Source organism: Pseudomonas sp. HP_12 (genome assembly GCF_055283955.1).
Genome location: NZ_JBTOQG010000059.1, coordinates 50,167 through 73,997, shown reverse-complemented (window position 1 = coordinate 73,997; position 23,831 = coordinate 50,167). Strand labels below are relative to the sequence as shown.

Below are 23,831 nucleotides of genomic sequence, written 5' to 3'. Positions count from 1 at the left end.
TCGACGGCGTCGGGTTGGAAGTGTGCCGGTAGTAGACATAAACAGCCCCAACGGCTACGGCTATGAGGAGCGCAAGGACAAGGCGCTTTCGTGAGCGGGCTGCCGAATTCTGGGTCATGGTTTACTTCTTGGTGGCCAAGGGACAAAAGTGAAGCCGTCAGCCAGCGGGTTGCCGGGCGGATCGGTATGGCGTGCAAAACGCTGCGCCAGGCAACGTCGATGCGCGCGGCGCGCGGCGCGCTGCAGTCGTGCAGCAGGCGCCGCCTGGCCGGCAGGCTGACGTTCGGATTGAGGTGTTTCGAATTGTTGCGACATTTAGCCTTGCGTGATCGGCAGGAACAAGCGACGAGCCCGACCTTTGCAGAGAATTTACATTCAGCGGGTGCATCGGGCGGGCTTCGCGAGGCCCGCCGCGCTCACTCCGCCAGCATGACCCGGTTGCGTCCCTCCTGCTTGCCCTCGTACAAGCGCTGATCCGCCCGGTTCAGCGCATCCCGGAACGTCTCCCCGTCTTTCAGGATGGCCACCGCAAGGGTCGCCGTAAGGTTCAGGCTCTGCCTGATCTCCCCGCCCTGTTCGCGAATGTGCGTGAGTATCCGCTCGGCGATCAGCCGGGCGTCCTCGAAGCGGGTGTTGGGCATCAACACCAGAAACTCTTCGCCGCCCCAGCGCGCGGCGATGTCCGTGGTGCGTACACACTGGGCGATGACGTCGGCCACCTGCTGCAGTACCACATCGCCCATGTCATGACCGTGCTTGTCATTGATCTGTTTGAAGTGATCAATGTCGATCAGCACCAGCGCCGTGGGGATCTCCCGCCGCCCCCCGCCTAGCTGACGCAGACGCTGAAGCACCCGCCGCCGGGTATAGAGATTGGTCAGGCTGTCGCGGTGGGCGGAGTGATAAAGGTTCATGTGCATCGACAGGTTGAAGCGCACCGACAATGCCGTGGCGTGCAGCAACAACGCCGTTGCGGTCAATGCGTTGGCTGCGCCAAACAGGTCCTGAACGTTTTCGCTGATGCTGAAGACCGGCACTTTGTTGCGCAGCAGGTACCCGCCCACGGTGACGATGAGCACGGCGGCGCTGAGGCAGCCTCTGCGCACCGGCGAGGAATGAAAGCCGAAGGCAATGATCGGCACAATGCAGAACACGTAGAGGTGGAAGTTGCTGTCCCAGCCGAGCACCCAGGTGGCGATGGCGGCGTGGGCGATGATTTCGATACAGATGAGCATGCCGGCGCAGCGATACAGCCGGCGTTTGATTGCCAGCAGACAGGCGATGTAAGCCGCGACGCTCGCCGCGTTGGTGACCCACATCACGGGCAGGTCCACGATCAGGAACAAACCCAGCAACAGCACGTGAATCGCGAACGCGATTTGCACGATCGGGATGATGTGTTTCCAGTATTCAACGGTGGCTTCCCGAGTGACCTGAGTGCGGTCATCGGCGGTGAGGGTATTCATCAGGCTGTCTCGGGAAAAATTATTACGGTGGTATAGAAGGTAGCCAAGGACAGCATCCGGGGTAACGCCATATCGCGACTGGGAATAACACTGATTCCAATTTAATCTGCTTGCAGACCTTTGAATTTTCGGCAATTTTGATGCTTAGGCATTTTGCCAGCATTTTATTTTCCGGCTGCATAAAACTAATCAAAAAGTGCGGAGGTCATTGAATTACGCGCAACACGTCTTGCGCTCTGCCAATGACCAAAGGAACTGCCACTATGATTCGCGATGACCGAGTTACACCTGCCGCCTACGACGATCCTGTCTACCGGGGGACTGCTGTTGCCCCCTTGCTCAAACGAATTTCCTGGGGCGCCATTCTGGCCGGTGTGGTACTCGCGCTGGTGGTCTCGCTGATGCTCAGCCTGCTGGGCACCGCCATCGGCAGCGCCAGCATCGATCCGCTGCAAGAAGCCGATCCGCTGGCGGGCATGGGCAAAGGCACCGGCATCTGGCTGGGTGTGAGTATGGTCATTTCCCTGTTCGTCGGGGGCTGGGCCGCCGGCCGGTTGGCCCATCGCGAAGGCGCCTTCCACGGCATTCTGGTCTGGGCCAGCGTTTCGCTGATCAGCGTTTACCTGGTGTCCAGCGCCGTGACCGGCGTTGTGCGTGGCGGTTTGAATCTGGCGGGCAGCGGCCTGTCGGCAGTGGGCAGCGGCATTGCGCAAGTGGCCCCGGCCGTTGGCGGCAAGATCCAGGAGCAGCTGCGCGCCCAAGGCATCGACTTCAATCTGGACGATATCCAGGGCGAAATCGAACAAGCCATGCGCCAGACCGGCAAGCCTGAGCTGGATCCGAACAAGGTCAAGCAGGACGTTGCTACCACCCAGGAAGACGCGAAAAACACCGCACAACGCAGCGCCGAAGCCCCACAACAGGCCGACGAGCAACTGAGCGGCCTGCTCGACCGTCTGAAAGCCAAGGGCGACCAGGCGTGGGACGCCGCTGACCGTCAGGCCTTCGTCAACCTGATCAAGGCCCGCGGCAACAAGACCGACGCCGAAGCCAACCAGATCGTCGATCAGGCCCAGGCCAGCTACCGCCAGGCGTACGCCAAGTACCAGGAGCTGAAAGCCCAAGCCGAGCAGAAAGCCCGTGAAGCGGCTGACGTTGCGGCGAAAAACATTTCCCGCGCCGCCTGGATCCTGCTGATCACCCTCGTGGTTTCTGCCCTCGTGGCAGCCGGTGCCGGTGCAATGGGTCGTCGTACCCAACCGGCTGCGAAGATCGTCGGCGCTGTCTAAGCGTCAGGTTCAAGCCCGCAAATGAAATGGCCCGATCGCAAGATCGGGCCATTTTTGTTTGCGCTGAGGGCGGGTCTACAAACCGCACCGTACGTCTGAAAACGCCGGTTCACGCCTGAGCCAGAATGCACCCCAGCAACCCCGGAAAGCGAATATCCAGCTCCTCGGTGCGCAGCGAATTCATGTGCGTGGTGCCGATGTTGCGCGTATGCACCAGGCCTGCGTCGCGCAGCACGCGGAAGTGGTGAGACATGCTGGACTTGGGCCGTCCGCCGTCGAGCTCGCCGCAGGTCGCCTCCGCCACCGTGGAAAGACAGCGAACGATTTCGAGGCGTACGGGGTCACTTAATGCGTAAAGCAAACGCTCAAGTGTGAGTTCGGTCGGTAACGGATGTTTGAAGGCGCGCATGCCGCGCATCATAGCGAGGGGTTTCATTCTTCGCCATATTTCGAATACTATCGAACAAGCGAATTCAATCATCAGGAGTATTTCATGTCTGCATTGTTCGAACCCTTCACGCTGAAGGACGTGACCCTGCGTAACCGCATTGCCATCCCTCCAATGTGCCAGTACACCGCAGACGACGGCGTCATCAACGAGTGGCACCACGTTCACCTCGCGAGCATGGCCCGCGGCGGTGCGGGCCTGGTGGTCGTCGAAGCCACTGCCGTCTCCCCTGAAGGCCGCATCACTCCGGGTTGCGCCGGCATCTGGAGCGACGAGCACGCCAAGGCGTTCATTCCTGCGGTGCAGGCGATCAAGGCAGCCGGCTCGGTCCCGGGCATCCAGATCGCCCACGCCGGTCGCAAGGCCAGCGCCAACCGTCCATGGGAAGGTGACGACCACATGGCCGCCGATGATGCCCGCGGCTGGCAGACCATCGCACCCTCGGCCATCGCCTTCGGCGCCAACCTGCCGAAAGTCCCCCAGGAAATGACCCTGGACGACATCGCCCGGGTCAAGCAGGACTTCGTCGACGCTGCACGCCGTGCCCGTGAAGTCGGCTTTGAGTGGATCGAGCTGCACTTCGCCCACGGTTACCTGGGCCAGAGCTTCTTCTCCGAACACTCCAACCAGCGCACCGATGCCTACGGTGGCAGCTTCGACAACCGCAGCCGCTTCCTGCTGGAAACCCTGGCCGCCGTGCGTGAAGTCTGGCCGGAAAACCTGCCCCTGACCGCGCGCTTCGGTGTGATCGAGTACGACGGCCGTGACGAGCAGACCCTCAGCGAATCCATCGAACTGGCGCGCCGCTTCAAGGCCGGCGGTCTTGATCTGCTCAGCGTCAGCGTCGGTTTCACCATCCCGGAAACCAACATCCCGTGGGGCCCGGCCTTCATGGGCCCGATCGCCGAACGCGTACGCCGTGAAGCCGATATCCCGGTGACCTCGGCGTGGGGTTTTGGCGATCCGAAACTGGCTCAGGCCGCCGTGCAGAACGGTCAGCTGGACCTGGTGTCGATCGGCCGGGCGCACCTGGCGGATCCGCACTGGGCTTATTTCGCCGCCAAAGAACTGGGCGTCGACAAAGCCTCGTGGACTCTGCCTGCGCCCTACGCGCACTGGCTGGAACGCTATCGTTAAGCGTCCCGCGTAAAAAAATGCCGCCCTTGAGGCGGCATTTTTATTTGTCGGCGGCACTGGTTACTATCCGCTGTCGGCCGCCTGTGGGTGCGCCCTGCCCGATTGAATTTCCTGCCAGGACCTGCCGATGATCAGAGAGTTGAAAACCTTCGTCTGCGTCGCGCGTCGAGGCACCTTTGCGGCGGCCGGGCGCGAGGTCGGGCTGACCCAATCGGCGGTGAGCGCGCAGATCAAGAACCTCGAAGACGCTCTTGGCGTCACCCTCTTTGATCGCACCGGCCGCGCCGCCACCCTCAACGCCGCCGGACAACGCGCCGTGGCACTGGCCGAAGAAATGCTGCAGCTGTTCGGGCGCATGGGCAGCCCCGACAGCGCCAATGACTTTCGCGGCGCGCTGCGCATCGGCGCCATCAGCACGGCGCAGACCGGCATCCTGCCGCAAGCCTTGGTGGCGCTGCGCAGCAAGGCGCCGTTCATCGAGGCCAGTCTGGTGCCTGGGGTTTCATTGAACCTGCTCAGTCAGGTGGACGCCGGCGAGCTCGATCTGGCGATCATGATCAAACCGCCATTCGCCCTGCCCAAAGAGCTGCACGCCGAGGTCCTCGCCAGAGAACCGTTCGTGCTGATCACGCCATCCGGCATGCAGGGCGACGACACTCGGCAGATCCTCAGCGACCATCCTTTCATTCGCTACGATCAGCGCTCGTTCGGCGGCCGCCGGGTCACGCAGTTCCTGCGCGAGCGCAAACTTGAGGTGCGGCAAACCCTGGAGCTCGATGAGCTGGACGCCATCGTCAAGATGGTGCGCGCCGGGTTGGGCGTGGCGCTGGTGCCCATGGCCGGGTTGTGGCTGGAGCATGCGGAGGACGTGCGGATCATCGACCTTGGTGAGCTGACCTTCTTCCGCGAGATCGTGCTGGTGAGCAAATACCTGCAGCGGCACACACCGCTGCTGGAATTGTTTCGCCGTTGCGTGATCGAGACGCTGGAACCACCCGCGCGCTAAGGGTGGTTCAGCGAATGGCTATTTGGCGAACAACTGACTCATGTCCTTGAACGCCTTGAATTCCAGCGCGTTGCCGCACGGATCGAACAGGAACATGGTGGCCTGCTCGCCCACCTGGCCCTGGAAGCGGATGTAGGGTTCGATCACAAACTTCGTTTCCCGGGCGCGCAGACGCTCGGCCAGCGCCTCCCATTCTTCCCAGTGCAAGATGATGCCGAAGTGCGGGACCGGTACGTCGTGGCCGTCCACTGCGTTGGAATGTACGGATTCCTGGGAAGTGGTCTTCGGGTGCTCATGGATGACCAGTTGATGACCGTAGAAATCGAAATCGACCCATTGCTCGCTGGAGCGGCCTTCGGAAAGACCAAATACGTCGCCGTAGAAGTGGCGCGCGGCGGCAAGATCATAGACGGGAATGGCGAGATGGAAGGGCGAGAGGCTCATGGGCGATCCTTGGGGCGGGAATGACAGGGCGGATTGTTGACCTTAATCGCACGCCGTAAAAGCGAATTATCCTTCTGCCGAGCCTCAACAATTTTGATCAATGGGGCCCTTGATACAGCGTTAATCATTCCAAAAACGAAGTTCTGGGAAATTTCATACAGGGCCAATGGAACTTTCGTAGTGGCGTTCTGCCCTACATCCGTTCGGGTGACATCTCTCCCCGGTTTTATTGACCTTTCTGGCTATCTCCACCATGAAAAAGCTACTGCTCGCTGCCCTGTGCCTGTCTTCTTTCGCCATGACCGCCAACGCCACCCAGATCTCCGGTGCATTGGGTGCCACCAGCCAAGGTGGCGTCACCGGCCGCGTTGCCCTGGGTTTCGACTGGGACAAGTCCTGGCTGGAAAGCTCCACCGGCAAGCTGACCGGCTATTGGGACCTGGGCTACACCTACTGGGAAGCAGGCAAACAGGCAGGCGCTCGCCACTCGGCGTCCTTTGCCCCAGTGTTCGTTTATGAGTTCGGCAGCGGTCCGGTGAAGCCCTATATCGAAGCCGGTGTGGGCGTTTCGTTGTTTACCGGTTCATCTGCGGGTGACCAGAAGTTCGGTTCCGCTTTCAACTTCGAAGACCGTCTCGGCGCCGGCCTGAAATTCGGCGACACCCAGCGCGTCGGCCTGCGCGTTACCCACTATTCAAACGCAGGGATCAAGGAGCCTAACGACGGGATCGAATCCTATGCGCTGGTCTACAGTCATGCGCTCTAAGGGATGAGGACTTAGCTGCGAGCTCGAGGCTTCAAGCTTCAAGCTTCAAGCTTCAAGCTTCAAGCTTCAAGCGCCATGCTTCGTGCTTGGGCCGCATAAGTCGAATGCCAGAGGGCTGCATTTTGCAGCCCTTTTTTTGGGCGTCTGCCCTGCTCCACTTCCTCACGTCCTCGCCCTCAGCCCTCCTCGCTTAGCACGGTTACATGACTCGCGGGCCGTACACCCAGGACCGATTGTCAGATTCCAGTCAAATAGAGGCCTGTTTTGCGCAGCAAGCCATTCATCTATCCCGCCGGCCGCCGATAGCCCGACTGACACACTGCAATCCTTTCCCTGCAATCGCTTGAAGGCCCTCAAGGCATGACCAAATCCCTGAAATTCAGCCATAAAATCCTGCTGGCGGCGTCGCTGGTGGTGATCGCCGCGTTTACCTTATTCACCCTCTACAACGATTATCTGCAACGCAACGCCATCCGGGATCAGTTAAGGGAAAGTCTGAACCAGATGGGCGAAAGTACGGCCGGCAATATCCAGAACTGGATGTCGGGACGCATCCTGCTGGTGGAAAACGTCGCCGAGGGCGCCGCCGTGTCGTCGCCCGAGGTGTTCAACCGGCTGCTCGGTCAGCCAACGCTGATCTCGACGTTCATGAGCATCTACCTGGGCAGAGCCGATGGTTCATTCGTGACGCAACCGCCTGATGACATGCCCGGCGATTACGACCCGCGCACCCGCCCGTGGTACACCGATGCACTGAAGGCCGGCAAGACCACCTTGACCGAGCCCTATCTGGACGCCGTGACCAAAGGCCTGATCGTGACCATCGCCACGCCGGTGAAAGGCCCTTCCGGCGTCGCCGGCGTTGCGGGCGGCGACCTGAGTCTGGAAGTGCTGGTGAAGATGATCAGCGCGCTGCGCCTGCAGAACGACGGCCATGCTTTCCTGGTCGACGCCAACGGCCGCATTCTCGTGCATCCGGACACCTCGCTGGTGATGAAAACCCTGGCCGAGGTCTACCCGAACGCTACGCCGCGCCTGTCCGAAGACGTCAGCGAAAGCGAGCACGCCGGCAAGACCGAAGTCGTCACCTTTGCTCACGTTGACGGTCTGCCGTCGGTCAACTGGTACGTCGGCATCGCGGTGGACAAGGCCCAGGCCTACGCCGCACTGGGCGATTTCCGTAACTCGGCGATCGTCGCCACGATCATCGCCGTGGTCCTGATCATTGCGCTGCTGGGCGTGTTGCTCAGCGTGCTGATGCGTCCGCTGAACACCATGGGCCGCGCCATGCACGACATCGCGGCAGGTGAAGGCGATCTCACCAAGCGCCTGGAAATCCTCAGCCAGGACGAATTCGGCTACCTGGGCAACGGCTTCAACCTGTTCGTGGAGCGGATCCATGACTCCATGCGCGAAGTGGCCTCCTCCACCGTGCAGCTCAACGAAGTCGCGCTGCGCGTGGTCAGCGCGTCGAACTCCTCGATGTTGAACTCCGATCAGCAGGCCAACCGTACCAGCAGTGTCGCGGCGGCCATCAACGAGCTGGGCGCTGCGGCGCAGGAGATCGCGCAGAACGCCGCCATGGCGTCCGGGCATTCCAGCGATGCGCGCAATATGGCGTCCAGTGGTCAGGCCGTGGTCGGTCAGAACATTCAGGCGATGAACCGTTTGTCGACACGCATCAGCGGCGCCAGCGAGCAGATCGAGCAGCTCAACACCAAGACCGCCAACATCGGGCAGATTCTGGAAGTCATCACCGGCATCTCCCAGCAGACCAACCTGCTGGCGCTCAACGCTGCCATTGAGGCGGCGCGCGCCGGGGAAGCCGGGCGCGGGTTTGCCGTGGTCGCTGACGAGGTCCGCAGCCTGGCCCACCGCACTCAGGAATCGGCAAGCCAGGTGCAGAAAATGATCGAGGAGCTGCAGCACGGCGCCCGTGAAGCGGTGGCGATCATGAACGACAGCCAGCGCGAGAGCCATGAAAGCGTCAGCATCGCCAATCAGGCCGGCACCAGCCTGGAAAGCGTGACCGTGCGTATTGGCGAGATTGACGCGATGAACCAGTCGGTCGCCACCGCCACCGAGGAGCAGACTTCGGTGGTCGAGGCGATCAACGTCGACATCACCGAAATCAACACACTGAACCAGGAAGGCGTGGAAAACCTTCAGGCCACGTTGCGCGCCTGTTCCGACCTGGAACGTCAGTCGGTGCGTTTGACGCAGCTGGTGGGCAGTTTCCGTATCTGAGGCAAGACGGAGCGCTGTTCATCGCAAACCTGACGCTTGATCGGTCAGTCCTTGCGAAAACAGCGCGCCGACGAAATGATGGCACTAAGGCATCACTCATGATGTCCTAGTCCGGTAACCCATCTCTTTGGTGCAACATGCTTTCCTTTGTCATCGATCGACCTGGCCCCCATGACGCGCAACTTCTCGCCGAGGTCGATCGCACCATCGCATCGCGTTTTCGCAGCCTGCGTTTCAGCACTGAGCTGGAACAGCGCTACGAGGCCGAAACGCTTGAGCAACGCCGCCAGTTTCTGTCCGCCGTGGGCATCGGCGGCATCCTCATCTACAACCTGTTCATGGTCAGCGACTGGCTCAGTCTGAACGACATGTTTACCTACGTGGCGCTGGCCCGTGTCTGCCTGATGACGCCGATCTTTATGATTCTGCTGATCATCGCGCGGCGCGCCAGCACCCGACGCATTGTGGAAGCGACGGCAGCCATCGGCACCGTGACGTGTTCGGTGATGCCGCTGATAGCGATGATCTACAGCGAAAGTCCGTTCCGCTTGCACTATCAGCTGGGGATGCTGCTGATCATGGTGTATTGCACGGTGATCCAGCAGGTGCCGGTGCGCTGCGCGGCGGTGGCCATGGCCTGCATGCTGGTCATTCAGCTGGTGACCACTTACCTCGCTGAGTTCGCCGACTTTCAGATCTGGCAAGCCAATGCGCTGTTGTTCTTCTCCACCGCGGCGTTGCTGATGATGGCGTCGTGGTTTCTGGAACACGGAAGCCGCTTGAGTTATCTGTTTGCGTTGCGCGGGCAGTTGCTGCGAGCGCAACTGGTGGAACTGGCGCGCATCGATTCGCTGACGCAATTGTTCAACCGGCGTTTTCAGGGCGAGGTGCTGGCCTCCCTGTGGAGCCGCGCAACGCAGACCCCCACGAACGTCGCGGTCATCCTGCTGGACATCGATCACTTCAAATCCTACAACGACAACTACGGGCACCTGCAGGGCGACACCTGCTTGCGGTTGCTGAGTGGCGTGATCCAGCGCACGGCGCAGAAAGCCGACGCCCTGACCTTTCGCTTCGGCGGCGAGGAAATCATGGTGCTCATGACCCACGCCCACCCGGCTCAGGCCAGGGCCCTGGCAGAAAACCTGCGTGCTGCGGTTGCCGCGCTGAACGTGCCTCACCCGGTGCTGGGCGACGGCGCCAGGGTCACCATCAGCTTGGGCGTCGCCATCGCCAGCGCACCTCAGACCAGCGCCGAAGCGCTCATCGCCATGGCCGACAAGGCGCTCTATGCCGCCAAGGGCGAAGGCCGCGACTGCCTGCGCTGCGCCCCCGCTGAAGTGGCCTAGTAGGCCCGCTAACCCATAATAGGACCGGCTAACGCGAACTTTGCGGGACCGGCTTTAGCCGGGAAGGCGTTGGTGGTCACACTGCAGAATCCAGGGTGCCCACACGGGCCTCTTCCCGGCTGAAGCCGGTCCTGTCAAGCGATCTTCATCGCTCGCAGATCCTCATCTCTCCAACAGTGCCAGAAAAGCATATCCCTCCAAACGTCAATTACGTGACACCAACAACCACCAAAATGTGCCGATCGTCACAAAACGACGGTTTTCCGACATACGGCGACAACTTTTCCGTTCAGGTGGGTCATACCTGCTGCAGTGCCGATTGGAAATTGGCACGCAGCGTGACCTCAGCCTGTGACCGGAGATAAGTACATGATTTTTAACGTCCAAAATTTTGGCGCCAAGGGAGATGGCGTCTCTGACGACACCGCGGCCATCCAACAAGCGATTGATGCAGCTGCGGCGGCGGGTGGAGGACAAGTCTATGTACCCCCCGGGACCTACATCGTGTCAGGCGGCGAGGAACCGTCCGACGGCTGCCTCATGCTCAAGAGCAACGTCTACATGTACGGCGACGGCATGGGCGTCTCCAACATCAAGGTCGCGGACGGTTCGGACACGAAAATCACCGGCGTCATCCGCTCCGCCTACGGCGAAGAGACCCACGACTTCGGGCTGAGCAATCTGACCATCGACGGCAACCGGGACAACACCACCGGCAAGATCGACGGCTGGTTCAACGGCTACATCCCGGGCAAGGAAGGTTACGACTCCAACGTCACCCTCGATGGCGTGGAAATCAAGGACTGCTCCGGTTACGGCTTTGACCCCCACGAACAGACCGTGAACATGGTCATCAAGAACAGCGTGTCCCACGGCAACGGCCTGGACGGCTTTGTCGCTGACTTCCTCAGCGACAGCACCTTCGAAAACAACATCGCCTACGACAACGATCGCCACGGTTTCAACGTGGTCACCAGCAGCCACGATTTCACCCTCAGCAACAACGTCGCCTACGGCAACGGCGGTGGCGGCATCGTCGTGCAGCGCGGCAGCGAGAACATCCCTTCGCCGAACAACATCACCATCACCGGCGGTGAGGTCTATGGCAACGGCGCCGAAGGCGTGCTGATCAAGCTGTCCAGCGAGGTCACCATGACCGGCGTCGACATCCACGACAACGCCAGCGCCGGCGTTCGCATCTACGGCAGCAACAACGTCGACGTTATCAACAACACCCTGAGCAACAACTCACTGGGCGGCGGCGTACCGGAAATCATCATTCAGTCCTACGACGACACCAAGGGCGTTTCCGGCAAGTATTACAACGGCAGTGACAACACCGTTCAGGGCAACACCATCAACGGCAGCGCCCTGTCGACCTATGGCGTGGCCGAGCGCAACGAAGACGGCACCGACCGCAACGCCATCATCGGCAACACCATCACCCATACCACCAAGGGCGACACCCTGGTGTATGGCGATGGCAGCTACGTCAGCGCGACCGTGCCCGTGGTGGCCGTCCAAGGCACTGACGGCAACGACACCCTGCTGGGCAGCGACGCCAACGAGATCTTCTACGCCGGCGCGGGCAATGACACCGTAAACGGCGGTGGCGGCAGCGACATCCTCATCGGCGGCGCCGGGGTCGACAAGCTCACCGGCGGCGCGGGCGCGGACATCTTCCGCTTCACCAGCGAGTCCGACAGCTACCGCACCGCGACCACCAGCTTCGACGACACCATCACCGACTTCGACCCGACCCAGGACAAGATCGACCTCGCCGGTCTGGGCTTCACCGGGCTGGGCAACGGCCGTGGCGGCACCCTGCAGATCAGCTACAGCGCCAGCAACGACCGCACTTACATCAAGGATTACGATGCCGACGCCAACGGCAATCGCTTCGAGCTGATCCTCGCCGGGAATCTGGTCAGCGCACTGACCGCCGACAACTTCATCTTCAACCGCACCCTCACCGGCACCACCGGCAACGACTCGCTGCAGGGCACTGACGGGGCCGACACGCTGCTGGGTCTGGCCGGCAACGACAGCCTGGCGGGCGGCGCCGGGGACGATCGTCTCGACGGCGGCGCGGGGCAGGACACCCTGAGTGGCGGCGCTGGCGCTGACACCTTTGTGTTTTCCAGCCGCACCGACAGCTACCGCAACTACAATGCCGGCGGCGCCAACCTCGGCGACGTGATCACCGATTTCGACGTCACCGCCGACAAGATCGACCTCTCCAAGCTGGGCTTCACGGGCCTGGCCGACGGCATGAACAACACCGTGTACGCGGTGCTCAACGACGCCGGCGACAAGACTTACATCAAATCGCTGACCGCCGATGCCGAGGGCAACCGCTTTGAAGTGGCGCTCGTGGGCAACTACCTCGACAAACTGACCAGCGCCAACTTCGTGTTCGCCACCGCCCCGACGGTCAATCAGGCGCCCGTCGTCGCCAACCCGCTGCTGGATCAGAACGCCACCGAAAACACGCCGTTCAGCTACGTCGTGCCCGGCACCAGCTTCACCGATCCGGACAACGACACCCTCAGCTACAGCGCGACCCTGGCCGACGGCACAGCGCTGCCGAGCTGGCTGATCTTCGACGCCGCGACCCGCACCTTCAGCGGCACCCCGGGCAATACGGCATCGGGTACCTACGCGATCAAGATCACCGCGAGCGACGCCAGCAACGCCACCGTCAGCGACAGCTTCACCCTTGCCGTGCAGGACGTGCCGGTAACGCCGGGCGTGGTCAACGGCACGCCGGGCAACGACACGCTGACCGGCACCACCGGCAACGACCAGATCTTCGGCGGCGCGGGCAATGACACCCTGAACGGCGGCGACGGCAACGACGTCCTCATCGGTGGCGCCGGTGCCGACAAACTCACCGGCGGTGCGGGGGCGGACGTGTTCCGCTTCACCTCCACCCAGGACAGTTACCGCACGGCGACCACCAGCGCCAGCGACCAGATTCTCGATTTCGATGTCGCCGCCGACAAGATCGACGTCTCGGCGCTGGGCTACAGCGGCCTGGGCAACGGCCTCAACGGCACACTGCAGGTGTCCTACAACGCCAGCACCAACCGCACCTACGTCAAAGACAATGTCGCGGACGCCAGCGGCAATCGTTTCGAGCTGTCACTCGCGGGCAACCTGGCCGGCAGCCTCAACGCCAGCCACTTCGTCTTCGCCAGCCAGAACCTGCCGCCCAACGTGGCGCCGGTGGTGGTGATTCCGCTGCTGGACCAGAACGCGACGGAAAACTCGCCGTTCACCTACGCGGTCACCAGCAACAGCTTCTCCGACGCCAACAACGACGCGCTGACCTACACCGCGACCCTGGCCGATGGCAGTGCCCTGCCCGACTGGCTCAGCTTTGACAGCACCCGCCTGACCTTCAGCGGCACGCCGACCAGCACCGCCTCCGGCAACTACACGCTGCTGATCAAGGCCACCGACCCGTCGGGCGCGTCAGTTAGTGACAGCTTCGCCCTGGCCGTGGCCGATGCGCCGGCCAGCACCATCACCGGCACCGACAACGGCGAAGCGATCGCTGGCACTGCCGGCGCCGACCTGATCCTCGGCCTGGGCGGCAACGACACCATTCGCGCCGGCGCAGGGCCGGACATCATCGACGGCGGCGCGGGTCGCGACTCGCTGTACGGCGGCGACGGCGCGGATACCTTCCGCTACACCAGCGTCCAGGACAGCTACCGCGACTACAACACCGGCGGTGTCACCGCCACTGACACGATCTACGATTTCACCCACGGCGTGGACAAGATCGACGTCTCCGCCCTGGGCTTCCTCGGCCTGGGCGATGGCAGCAACGGCACGCTGTACCTGAGCCTCAACGCCGCTGGCGACAAAACCTACATCAAATCCAGCGTGCCCGATGCTGACGGTCACCGCTTCGAGATCGCCTTGAGCGGCAACTACATGAACACCCTCACCGCCGACGACTTCGTGTTCGGCGCACGGGCCGATCAGGACATTCTGTTCCTGCCGACCCTCGGCCAGTCCAACGCACGTCTGCTGCGCATGACCGAAGACGACAGCCAGTCCGGCACCACCATGCTGGTGGACGGTTTGAGCAAATACACCACCTACGACGTGCGCAGCCAGTTCAATGACGCCGACGGCAATGGCATCGACATCGCGGTGGGCGGCAGCACGGTCAACGGCCTGTCGACCCTCGGCCCTGAAGAGCTGAAGCTGTGCTGGTGGCTGACCGACACCGACCAACCGGGCCCGGCCCTGTTGCGCGCAGTGGCCTTGTTGAACGACCAGCTCACCGAGCTGAAAGCGGTCGACAACGTGACCATGGGCATCATCTGGGGCCAGGGCGAAGAAGCGGCGCAGGAAATCGCCCGCGCTTCGGACAAGGATGCTGCGGCGGCGGCGTACAAGGCGGCGACCTTGTCGGTGTTCGATTACCTGCACGCGCAGTTCGGCAACTTCAACGTGTACATGATGGAAACCGGTCACTACGACCAGGACGCGGCCCGCGCCCGCGGCTTCTCGGAAGAGAAGATCGCCGGCATCGTCGAAGGTGTCGGCTATGTCCGCGCCACCCAGGAAGCGATCGCCGCCCAGCGTGACGATGTGAAGATTGCGGTGGATTACACCGACCTGCCCCTGCGCCACGAAGTCGACCCGCTGGTCTACCCTGACGACGTCTGGCACTTGCACGAAGAGTCGGCCGAAATCGTCGGTCAGCGTCTGGCCGACTACATCGCCGACGACCTGGGATTCCACGGTGACCCGAGCGACAACAACAGCGTGCAGGCCATCTTCGACGGCGCACAGAACGAAGGCGGCATGATCTTCGGCACCGACCAGGACGACACCCTGGTGGGTTCGTCCGGCAACGATACGCTGGACGGCGACCTCGGCGCCGACAGCATGACGGGCGGCGACGGCAATGACATTTACATCGTCGACAACGCCTTCGACAGCGTCACCGAAAGCAGCGACTCGCCGTCGCAGATCGACACCGTGCAGGCGTCGGTCAGCTGGACCCTCGGCGCGAACCTGGAAAACCTGGTGCTCACCGGTGTTTCAGCCATCGACGGCAACGGCAACGAGCTGCGCAACTTCATCACCGGCAACGCGGCCGCCAACGTGATTGATGGCGCCGGCGGTGCCGACAGCATGAGCGGCGGCAATGGCAACGACACGTACTACGTCGACAACAGCGGCGACAGCGTGATCGAAACCAACGCCGATCGCGTCTCCGGCGGCATCGACAGCGTGCACAGCACCCTGGCGACGTTCACCCTCGGCGCCAACGTGGAAAACCTGTACATCGACAGCCTCGATGCGGCCAACGGCATCGGTAACGCGCTGGACAACGTGCTGTTCGCCGGCAGCGGCAACAACGTGCTGGACGGGCGGGACGGTAACGACACCGTGTCTTACGTTGGCGCGCAGGCAGGCATCACCGCCACGCTGTCGACCTCGGCCCAGCAGAACACTGGCGGCTCCGGCCTGGACACGCTGAAGAGCGTCGAGAACCTGATCGGCAGCGCCTTCGCCGACAGCCTGACCGGCAACAGCGGCGTCAACGTGCTTAACGGCGGCGCCGGCGATGACACGCTGATCGGCGGCTCGGGCAACGATCGTTTGATCGGCGGCGCGGGTACCGATTCGCTCACCGGCGGCACCGGGGCCGACACTTACGTGTTCGACTCTGTCGCCGACATGGGTGTCGGTGCGCTGCGCGACGTGATCAACGGCTTCAAGAGCGCCGAAGGCGACTTGCTCGACTTCAGCGCCCTGGACGCCAATCCACAGACGCCGGGCATCGACGCGTTTACCTTCATTGGCAGCAACGCCTTTGACAGCAACGACGCCACCGGGCAACTGCGCTTCGCCGACGGGATCCTCTACGGCAGCATCAACGCCGACGCGACCCCGGACTTCGAAATCCAGCTGGTCGGCGTCAAGGAGCTGCACGTCACTGACCTCGTTGCCTGATTGATCGCGTAAACACAAAAACGGCCTCCGCAATGGAGGCCGTTTTTTTTGATGGATAGCGCAGCTGCCGGCCCCTTCCCGGCTAACGCCGGTCCCACTGAAAGCATCCCGTGCATCCAATGTGACTGACTGAAACCCGAACGATGGGATTGCATATCCCCTGTGGGACCGGCTTCAGCCGGGAAGGCGTCAGATGCCACACCCAAAATCCGCTGCGTACTCAATGGCCTCTTCCCGGCTAAAGCCAGTCCCACTAAAAGCATCCCGTGCATCCAGTGTCACTGACTGAAACCCGAACGGTGGGACCAGCTTCAGCCGGGAAGGCGTCGGATGCCACAACACAAAATCCGCTGCGTACTCAATGGCCCCTTCCCGGCTGAAGCCGGTCCCACTAAAAGCATCGCGTGCATCCAGTGTCACTGACTGAAACCCGAAGGATGGGATTGCATATCCCCTGTGGGACCGGCTTCAGCCGGGAAGGCGTCGGATGCCACACCGCAAATTTTATGGCGCACACACTGGCCTCTTCCCGGCTAAAGCCGGTCCCACTAAAAGCATCGCGTGCGTCCAATATGGCTGGCGAGAACCCGGACACCGGCACCGCAGATCCCGTACGTCGGGGACAGATTAATTTACGGTGAAGCGCTGTAAATAAATCAGTCCCCTTAAACACACATACTGGCCTCTTCCCGGCTAAAGCCGGTCCCACTAAAAGCATCGCGTGCGTCCAATGCGGCTGGCGAAAACCCGGACACCGGCACCGCAGATCCCGTACGTCGGGGACAGATTAATTTACGGTGAAGCGCTGTAAATAAATCAGTCCCCTTAAACAAGTCCCACTAAGTGCATCGCGTGCATCCAATATGATTGGCTCAAACCCGGACGGTGGGACCGGCTGTAGCCGGGAATGATGGTTATGCGCGCAGCAAACTCCCGGGGTTACTGCGGTTCATGTGGGAGTGAGCCTGCTCACGAAGACGGCATTCCAGCCGCTGAATGTTTGAAAGGGGACTGATTTATTTACAACGCTTCACCGTAAATTAATCTGTCCCCGTGCCACTAAGAATGCGGACTGTGGGACCGGCTTCAGCCGGGAAGGCGTCAGACGCCACACCACAACATGGCCCTGGCCCCTAAAAATCCATCAACCCTTATCCGCGGAAAACACCGGCTCCCCCAGATTCAGCATCAGGCGGTTGGCCCAGGCGAAAATTGAGATGGCGTGTATCAGGTCCAGCACCTGCCCATCGTCCAGGCCCTGTTCGCGCAACGCCTTGATGTGGGTGGCATCGATCGAGGCCGGGGCCAGTGTCAGGTCTATCGCAAAGCGCACGATGGCTTTTTCCCGTGCGTTGGTGCCCGCGGTGGCAGGGTCGGCGAAGACCTTGCGGATCACGTCGTTGCGCTTGGCCAACTGCTCAAACCGCTGGGCATGCACCGAGGCGCAGTACACGCAGCGGTTGACGCACGAAACCACGGTGCTCGCCAGTTCACGTTCGGCTCGGGACAGCCCGCCCGGGGCGTACATGATGGCGTTGAAGGCCTGGGAACGCTGGCGAAGAATGTCCGGGTGATGGGCCAGGGTCAGGTAATAGTCAGAGGTCTTCGCCTGGGGATGGCTCTCTTCGAGCACCGCGATCTGCTCGGGGGTGGCGCTGTTCAGATCAACCATCGGCAGCCAGGCCTTCCAGCCCAGCACCTCGTTGGTGAATCCATTGTCGCGAATCGGCTCGCTCATCACGCTTCTCCAGCAGAAAGCAGTGCACCCAGCCCTGCGGCCAGACGCACCTGATAGGACATGAACGCAACCAGCTGCGCCAGCACGACGATTTCCTCAGTGCTCAGCCCGACATTGTGCAGCGCCTGCAACGCCGCCTGGTCGCCATGCACTGGCGACTCGATCAATGTCCGGGTGAATTCCAGAATGCCGCGCAATCGAGGGTCGCTCAGCTCATCCAGCGAACCGGAGTCAATGCTCGCCACGCTCAACGCGTCCACACGCTGGGCGTGCAACTGCGCCAGATAGTGCGCGGCCAGCGTTGGGTGCGGGGTCAGATGGGCGGCGTAATAGGCCACCCACAGGCGTTCGGTCAGCGACAGATTGCCCGGCAGTTCAGGGGCAAAAAACAAATCCTGACTGCCCTGGGTGGCCGAGGCGACCTTGTCGCGGGCATGGCGAACAGTGTGAAGCGTCGAGCCCGGCTGAATACCGAGCAGACCATCAAGCACATCGGGCTCAGTGCCCGGCACAGTGTCCAGCGGGTGAGAGGCGTTCAATGACATGACGTTTCCTGACAGTAAGTGGGACGTCGTCCCCGCCGCGCACCTGTGTCGCCGCGGGGACATGCAGAATCAAGGTTGCTCGGTGACCATGGTCGCGGCGGTGCGGTCGCTCACCAGCGGCTCGACTTTCAGGCCCTTACGCGCCGCCCAGATGTTCTGGTAATGAAACAGCGGGATGATGCCGACGTCGTCGCTGACCACCTTCACTGAGTCCTCCAGAATCTGCCGGCGCTTGGCTTCGTCGAATTCGGCGGTTGAATCGACCAGCGCCTTGTCCACCAGCGGGTTGCTGTAATGACCCCAGTTCGAAGCGCCCTGCCCCTTGGCGCTGTCGACGGTGGTGAGAATGTTGGTCAGCGCGTAGGCCGCTTCGCCGGTGCCGTTGCCCCAGGCGATGACACTGATCGCCAGTTCATTCTTGTTGGCCTTGCCGGCATACACCGCCCACGGCAGCACTTCGAGCTGCACCTTGACGCCGATCCGCGACCAGAACTGCGCCACCGCCTGCATCGCTTCCGGCGCCTGCGGGTAACGGTCGCCCGGCACGTGGACGGTCAGCTGAAAGCCTTCGGGAAAGCCGGCCTGGGCCAGCAGATCTTTGGCCTGCTTGACGTCGTAGGGGATGTTTTTCACCTGCGGGTTGTAGCCGAAGGTGTTGGCCGGCATCCACTGATTGGCCTCGGTCACGGTGCCTTGCATGATGCGTTCGTCGATGGCCTGGCGGTTGATCGCCAGGGACAGCGCCTTGCGCACGCGTACGTCACGCAGCGGGTTCTCGGCCAGCGGCTTGCCGGCGTTGTCGCGGATGAACTCGTTAGGCCCTTCGCGGAAACTCGGCTGAATGATCAGCGCACGCAGGCCCTGATAGGCAAACACGTTGACGCTCGGGGTCTTGCGCAACCGCTCCACGTCCGTCGGCGAAACCTTGTCGATCACGTCGACGTCGCCGGCCAGAAGCGCGGCCGTGCGGTTCGCGGCGTTGGCGATAAAGCGAAAATCGACCTTGTCCCAGGTCGGCTTGCCGCCCCAGTAACTGTCGTTGCGCGCGAAGATCGTCCGGTCACCCGGCACGTAGGAGACGAAGCGATACGGCCCGGTGCCGATCATCGCCTTGCCGGCGTTGTAATCGGCACTGCTGGCGTTCGCCCCGGCATGGCGGCTGACGATGTAGATCGAGTCGACGTCAGGCAGCAGATTGGCGTTCGGCGTGCGGGTTTTGATGATCAGCGTGTGGGCGTCCTTCGCGCTGACCGACTCGACCGTGCGCATGGCGCCGGCGTACGACGCCACACTGCCGGGCACGTTGCGCGCGCGCTCGAAGGAGAACACGAAATCATCGGCGGTCAGCGGCGTGCCGTCCTGCCATTTGACGTCATCGCGCAGGTCGAACTGCCAGGTGGTCGGGTCCACGACTTTCCAGCTCTTGGCCAGGCCCGGCAGGGTCTTGTCATCGTGGCGATTGACCAGGGATTCGAAGGCGTGCAGCGCCACCGAGCGGTCGCCGGCGTAGTTGTTCAGTTGCGGGTCGAGGGACGAGACCGGGTCGGCGTAACCGATCCGCAGATCCTGGGCCGAGACACCCCCGGCGGCCAGCAGCAGTGCCGTGGCGATCAGTGAGCGAACACGTGGTTGCATGGGAGATTCCTTGTACGCAATGGCTGGGATTCAGGACGCGCTTCGAGGGGCGCGCTCATGACAGATCGTTGAGGTGACAAGCACTCAGGTGGTTCGGCGAAACCTCCCTCAGGGCCGGAACTTCCTCGCGGCAGCGCGCCGTGGCATGCGGGCAGCGAGGGTGGAAATGACACCCGGCAGGCGGGTTCAGCGGGCTGGGGATTTCCCCTTTGATCGCGTCATAACGGGTACTGCGCACATCGAAACGCGGGATCTGCGCCAACAGCGCCTGGGTGTAGGGATGATTGGCGCGGGCGAACAGGTCATCGACCGAGGCGCTTTCCACCACCCGGCCGAGGTACATGACCACCACGCGATCGCACAGGTGCTCGACCACGCCCAGGTCATGGCTGATGAACAGATAGGTCAGCCCCAGTTCGTCGCGCAGGTCCATGAACAGATTGAGGATCTGCGCCTGAATCGACACGTCCAGCGCCGCCACGGACTCGTCGCACACCAGCAACTCAGGCTGCACCGCCAGCGCCCGGGCGATGCCGATGCGCTGGCGCTGGCCGCCGCTGAACTGGTGCGGATAACGCTGGCGCAGTTGCGGGCTGAGCCCGGCGCGCTGCAATTGCGCGCTGACGTAATCGTCGAAACCGGCCTTATCAGTCAGACCGTGCAACAGCGCGCCCTCGCCGACGATGCGGTCCACCCGCAGGCGCGGGTTCAGGCTCGACGACGGGTCCTGGAAAATCATCTGCACTTTCAAGCGTACGGCGTGGCGCTCTTGCGGGGTCAGGCTGTCCCGCGCCTGACCGTCCACCAGCGCGGTGCCCGACGACACCGGCAACAGCCCCGCGACCATGCGACCGAGGGAGGACTTGCCGCAGCCGGACTCGCCAACCAGCCCCACCACTTCGCCGCGCTGAATGCGCAGATCCACCTTGTCGACGGCGTGGGTGACCGGCCGTGGACGGGTAACGTGCAGGCGTTGCAGAAGGCGCTGAACGGAGCTGTCCGCCGCTGTGCCGAAGGTCTTGCTGACCTGGCGCAGCTCGATGAGCGGGGTTGATTCACTGCGCATCGGCGGCTCCGGGATGAAAACAACGGACGGTCTGGCCGGGCGCAATCTCGCGCTCGGCCGGTTCTTCAGCGCAGACCGACGAGGCGCGCGAGCAGCGCGCGGCAAAGGCGCAACCGGTCGGCATCGACAGCAGATCCGGGGCCATGCCGGGGATCTGCCGCAGGCGCTGGCCGCGCTTGTTGCGGCTCGGCAGGCTGTCGATCAGGCCCTGGGTGTAAGGGTGTTGCGGACGGTCGAGCACATCGGCCACCGAACCCTGCTCGACGATGCGCCCGGCGTACATCACCGCCACGTCATCGGCCAGGCCGGCGACCACCGACAGGTCATGGGTGATCCAGATCAGCGAGGTGCCCTGCTCCCGCACCAGCTTCTGCACCTCGCTGAGGATCTGCGCCTGAATGGTCACGTCCAGCGCCGTGGTCGGTTCGTCGGCGATGATCAAGTCCGGGGCATGCAGTAGCGCAATGGCAATCGCCACCCGCTGACGCATGCCGCCGGACAGTTGGTGCGGGTAGGCACGCAGGCGTTCTTCCGGGCTGGGAATGCCCATCAGCGCCAGGGTACGACCGGCATGGGCGCGGGCTTCGCGTTTGCTGACGGTACGATGGGCGCGCACGGCCTCGATCATTTGCGTGTCGACCCGCAGCACCGGGTTCAGGGTCATCATCGGGTCCTGAAAAATCATGGCGATGCGGTTGCCCTGCAATTCCCGCAAGCCGGCTGCGCTGAGCTGGGTCAGGTCACGCCCCTTGAAGAGCACCTGACCGCCGCTGATCCGGCCGGGCCCATCGACCAGGCCAAGGATGGAAAAGCCGGTCACGGACTTGCCCGAACCGGACTCCCCCACCAGACCGAGAATGCGCCCCGGCGCGACCCGCAATGACACGTCGCGCACTGCCGGCAACACGCCCGCGCGGGTGTAGAAAGAGGTGCATAGATTGCGCACTTCCAGCGTTGGCGTTTGTGTGGGCGTGGACATGGTCGCCGCGTTGCGTTCAGGCAGGCTCATCGCAACAACCTCGGGTTGAGGACATCGCGCAAACGATCGCCCACCAGATTGATAGCGACGATGGTGATCAACAGCGCCAGGCCGGGAAACAGGCTGATCCAGTACTCGTTGCTGAGCATGTATTGAAAGCCGTTGGCGATCAGCAACCCCAGTGAAGGCTCGGTGACCGGCACGCCCAGGCCGAGAAATGACAGGGTCGCTTCCAGGGTAATCGCCCGGGCAATCTGCAGCGCGCCGATGACGATCAGCGGCGGCAGGCAGTTGGGCAGAATGTGGCCGACGACAATGCGCCACGGTCGGATGCCCTGGCCGCGGGCGGCATCCACGTATTCGCGGCGGCTTTCGGTCAGGGCCTGACCCCGCGCCGTGCGGGCGTAATACGCCCATTCCAGCAGGATCAGCGTGAGCATCACGTTGCCCACGCCCTTGCCCAGCCACGCCAGAATCATCAGCGCCATGAGAATCACCGGGAACGACAGCAGCAGGTCGACCAGGCGCATCAGCAAGGCGTCGAGCCAGCCGCCGACGTAAGCCGAGACCAGCCCGACCAGGGTGCCGATGACCGCCGCGATCAGCGCCGAACCGATGCCGACCCACAGGCTGATGCGCAGGCCATACAGGATCGCCGACACCAGATCGCGGCCCTGTCCGTCAGTGCCCAGCCAATAGGTGTAACCGCTGTCCATATTGGCGCTGCCGGGTGCGAGCCGCGCATCCAGCACGTTCAGTTGCATGAGGTCGTAGGGGTTTTGCACCACGATCCATGGCGCCAGCACCGCCACCAGCACGATCAGCACAAGCACCAGCAAGCCAACGACGGCAGTGGGCGAACTGATGAATTCGAGGACGACCCGGCGCCAGGGTGATTGCGCCTGCAGGCCAACGTGGGACGGGACCGGTTTGGAAGCGGCGTTCATCGCGAGCCCTCCACACGAACCCGGGGATCGAGCAGGTAATACAGGCCATCGACGATCAGGTTAAGCACCACGAATATCACCACCACGACCATCAGATAAGCCACCACCACCGGGCGATCCAGCATGTTGATGCTGTCCAGAATCAGCTTGCCGGCACCGGGCCAGGAAAAAATGCTCTCGGTGACCACGGCGTAGGCGATGGTCGAGCCCAGTTCCATGGCCAGCACCGTCACCACCGGAATCATGGTGTTGCGCATGACGTGCATGCACATCACCCGCATCGGCGAGAGGCCTTTGGCCCGGGCGAATTTGACGAACTCCTGGGGCAGCACTTCGCGCACACCGGCGCGGGTCAGACGCAGCACCAGCGAGATTTTGAACAGCGCCAGATTCAACGCCGGCAGCAGCAGGTGTTGCAGGCCGTCGAGGGTCAGCCACGACCACTGCACGCCAAACAGCTCGCGGGTTTCACCGCGACCGCTGGCCGGCAGCCAGCCGAGCTTGATGGAGAACAGCATGATCATCATCAGCGCGACCCAGAACGCCGGCAGCGAGAAGCCGACGATGCTGGCGGCCATCATCATTCGCGACAGCGGGTGATCCGGGAAGGTGCCGGCAAACATGCCCAGGGGCCCGAAGTCTACACGGTGAGGCGAAAACGGCGCGAGGTCCTCTACCCGACCCTCGGCGCCGGTGCCCGTCCTTGTACGATCCTGACTTCAGTGATCGTCATTTGAGTACAGATCCCGGCCATTCATCCGCCACGGGTGTCGATCATCGACTG

The 23,831-nt window shown here is 62.5% G+C and carries 16 protein-coding genes and 2 pseudogenes; 8 read left to right on the top strand and 10 right to left on the bottom strand.

All coding sequences use genetic code 11. The features are described from left to right. Positions 1 to 416: 416 nt before the first annotated feature. Positions 417 to 1,466, bottom strand: coding sequence for a GGDEF domain-containing protein (locus ACYASU_RS22995; RefSeq protein WP_463584175.1), 1,050 nt, complete (start codon positions 1,464 to 1,466; stop codon positions 417 to 419). A 263-nt stretch (positions 1,467 to 1,729) separates the two neighbouring features. Between ACYASU_RS22995 and ACYASU_RS22990 the strand changes: the two genes are divergently transcribed. Further along, on the top strand, positions 1,730 to 2,755 hold the full coding sequence (locus ACYASU_RS22990; protein ID WP_192172516.1) for a YrzE family protein: 1,026 nt from the start codon (positions 1,730 to 1,732) through the stop codon (positions 2,753 to 2,755). Positions 2,756 to 2,864: 109 nt separating this feature from the next. Here the strand turns inward: ACYASU_RS22990 and ACYASU_RS22985 are convergent, their stop codons facing one another. Continuing rightward, positions 2,865 to 3,164, bottom strand: a complete 300-nt coding sequence (locus ACYASU_RS22985) for an ArsR/SmtB family transcription factor (protein WP_192172634.1) — start codon at positions 3,162 to 3,164, stop codon at positions 2,865 to 2,867. Positions 3,165 to 3,248: 84 nt separating this feature from the next. On the opposite strand from ACYASU_RS22985, the gene ACYASU_RS22980 reads away from it, so the two are divergent. Together ACYASU_RS22980 and ACYASU_RS22975 are read left to right on the top strand one after the other, a co-directional pair. Further along, positions 3,249 to 4,340, top strand: coding sequence for an NADH:flavin oxidoreductase/NADH oxidase (locus ACYASU_RS22980; protein WP_282371657.1), 1,092 nt, complete (start codon positions 3,249 to 3,251; stop codon positions 4,338 to 4,340). A gap of 127 nt (positions 4,341 to 4,467) precedes the next feature. Beyond that, positions 4,468 to 5,346, top strand: a complete 879-nt coding sequence (locus ACYASU_RS22975) for a LysR family transcriptional regulator (RefSeq protein WP_463584174.1) — start codon at positions 4,468 to 4,470, stop codon at positions 5,344 to 5,346. 18 nt (positions 5,347 to 5,364) lie between these two features. Here ACYASU_RS22975 and ACYASU_RS22970 read toward each other — a convergent pair whose 3' ends face one another. Next, positions 5,365 to 5,790 (bottom strand): VOC family protein, encoded by a 426-nt coding sequence (locus tag ACYASU_RS22970; RefSeq protein WP_074883781.1) that lies wholly within the window; start codon positions 5,788 to 5,790, stop codon positions 5,365 to 5,367. A 253-nt stretch (positions 5,791 to 6,043) separates the two neighbouring features. On the opposite strand from ACYASU_RS22970, the gene ACYASU_RS22965 reads away from it, so the two are divergent. The 5 genes and pseudogenes from ACYASU_RS22965 to ACYASU_RS22945 all read left to right on the top strand — a co-directional run bounded on the left by ACYASU_RS22965 (position 6,044) and on the right by ACYASU_RS22945 (position 16,137). Continuing rightward, positions 6,044 to 6,556 (top strand): acyloxyacyl hydrolase, encoded by a 513-nt coding sequence (locus ACYASU_RS22965; RefSeq protein ID WP_282371647.1) that lies wholly within the window; start codon positions 6,044 to 6,046, stop codon positions 6,554 to 6,556. Between the two features lie 360 nt (positions 6,557 to 6,916). Continuing rightward, a pseudogene (locus ACYASU_RS22960) lies at positions 6,917 to 7,948 on the top strand (cache domain-containing protein); the annotation flags it as partial. 15 nt (positions 7,949 to 7,963) lie between these two features. Next, positions 7,964 to 8,803: a methyl-accepting chemotaxis protein gene (locus ACYASU_RS22955; RefSeq protein ID WP_423572567.1), complete on the top strand. Its 840-nt coding sequence runs from the start codon at positions 7,964 to 7,966 to the stop codon at positions 8,801 to 8,803. Between the two features lie 137 nt (positions 8,804 to 8,940). Beyond that, a complete protein-coding gene (locus ACYASU_RS22950) occupies positions 8,941 to 10,152 on the top strand; it encodes a GGDEF domain-containing protein (RefSeq protein ID WP_463584173.1) in 1,212 nt (403 codons plus the stop codon). 369 nt (positions 10,153 to 10,521) lie between these two features. Further along, the gene (locus tag ACYASU_RS22945) at positions 10,522 to 16,137 is read left to right on the top strand and encodes a putative Ig domain-containing protein (RefSeq protein ID WP_463584172.1); all 5,616 of its coding nucleotides are present in this window, start codon (positions 10,522 to 10,524) and stop codon (positions 16,135 to 16,137) included. Positions 16,138 to 17,281: 1,144 nt separating this feature from the next. Here ACYASU_RS22945 and ACYASU_RS22940 read toward each other — a convergent pair. From ACYASU_RS22940 to ACYASU_RS22910, 7 genes and pseudogenes are all read right to left on the bottom strand, one after another. Then, positions 17,282 to 17,875 carry a peroxidase-related enzyme gene (locus tag ACYASU_RS22940; RefSeq protein WP_463584171.1) on the bottom strand — a complete coding sequence of 198 codons (594 nt, stop codon included), beginning with the start codon at positions 17,873 to 17,875 and terminating at the stop codon, positions 17,282 to 17,284. Next, entirely contained in the window at positions 17,875 to 18,396 is a 522-nt protein-coding gene (locus ACYASU_RS22935; RefSeq protein WP_463584297.1) for a CMD domain protein, read from the bottom strand. The genes ACYASU_RS22940 and ACYASU_RS22935 overlap by 1 nt, the downstream gene beginning before the upstream one ends. 93 nt (positions 18,397 to 18,489) lie before the next feature. Next, on the bottom strand, positions 18,490 to 20,055 hold the full coding sequence (locus ACYASU_RS22930) for an ABC transporter substrate-binding protein (RefSeq protein ID WP_463584170.1): 1,566 nt from the start codon (positions 20,053 to 20,055) through the stop codon (positions 18,490 to 18,492). 55 nt (positions 20,056 to 20,110) lie between these two features. Next, a complete protein-coding gene (locus ACYASU_RS22925) occupies positions 20,111 to 21,121 on the bottom strand; it encodes an ABC transporter ATP-binding protein (RefSeq protein ID WP_463584169.1) in 1,011 nt (336 codons plus the stop codon). Then, a complete protein-coding gene (locus tag ACYASU_RS22920) occupies positions 21,111 to 22,130 on the bottom strand; it encodes an ABC transporter ATP-binding protein (RefSeq protein WP_463584168.1) in 1,020 nt (339 codons plus the stop codon). The genes ACYASU_RS22925 and ACYASU_RS22920 overlap by 11 nt, the downstream gene beginning before the upstream one ends. After that, positions 22,127 to 23,047 (bottom strand): ABC transporter permease, encoded by a 921-nt coding sequence (locus ACYASU_RS22915; protein ID WP_463584167.1) that lies wholly within the window; start codon positions 23,045 to 23,047, stop codon positions 22,127 to 22,129. The genes ACYASU_RS22920 and ACYASU_RS22915 overlap by 4 nt, the downstream gene beginning before the upstream one ends. Next, positions 23,044 to 23,679: pseudogene (locus ACYASU_RS22910) on the bottom strand (ABC transporter permease); the annotation flags it as partial. The pseudogene ACYASU_RS22910 and the gene ACYASU_RS22915, both read right to left, overlap by 4 nt. Positions 23,680 to 23,831 lie beyond the last annotated feature (152 nt).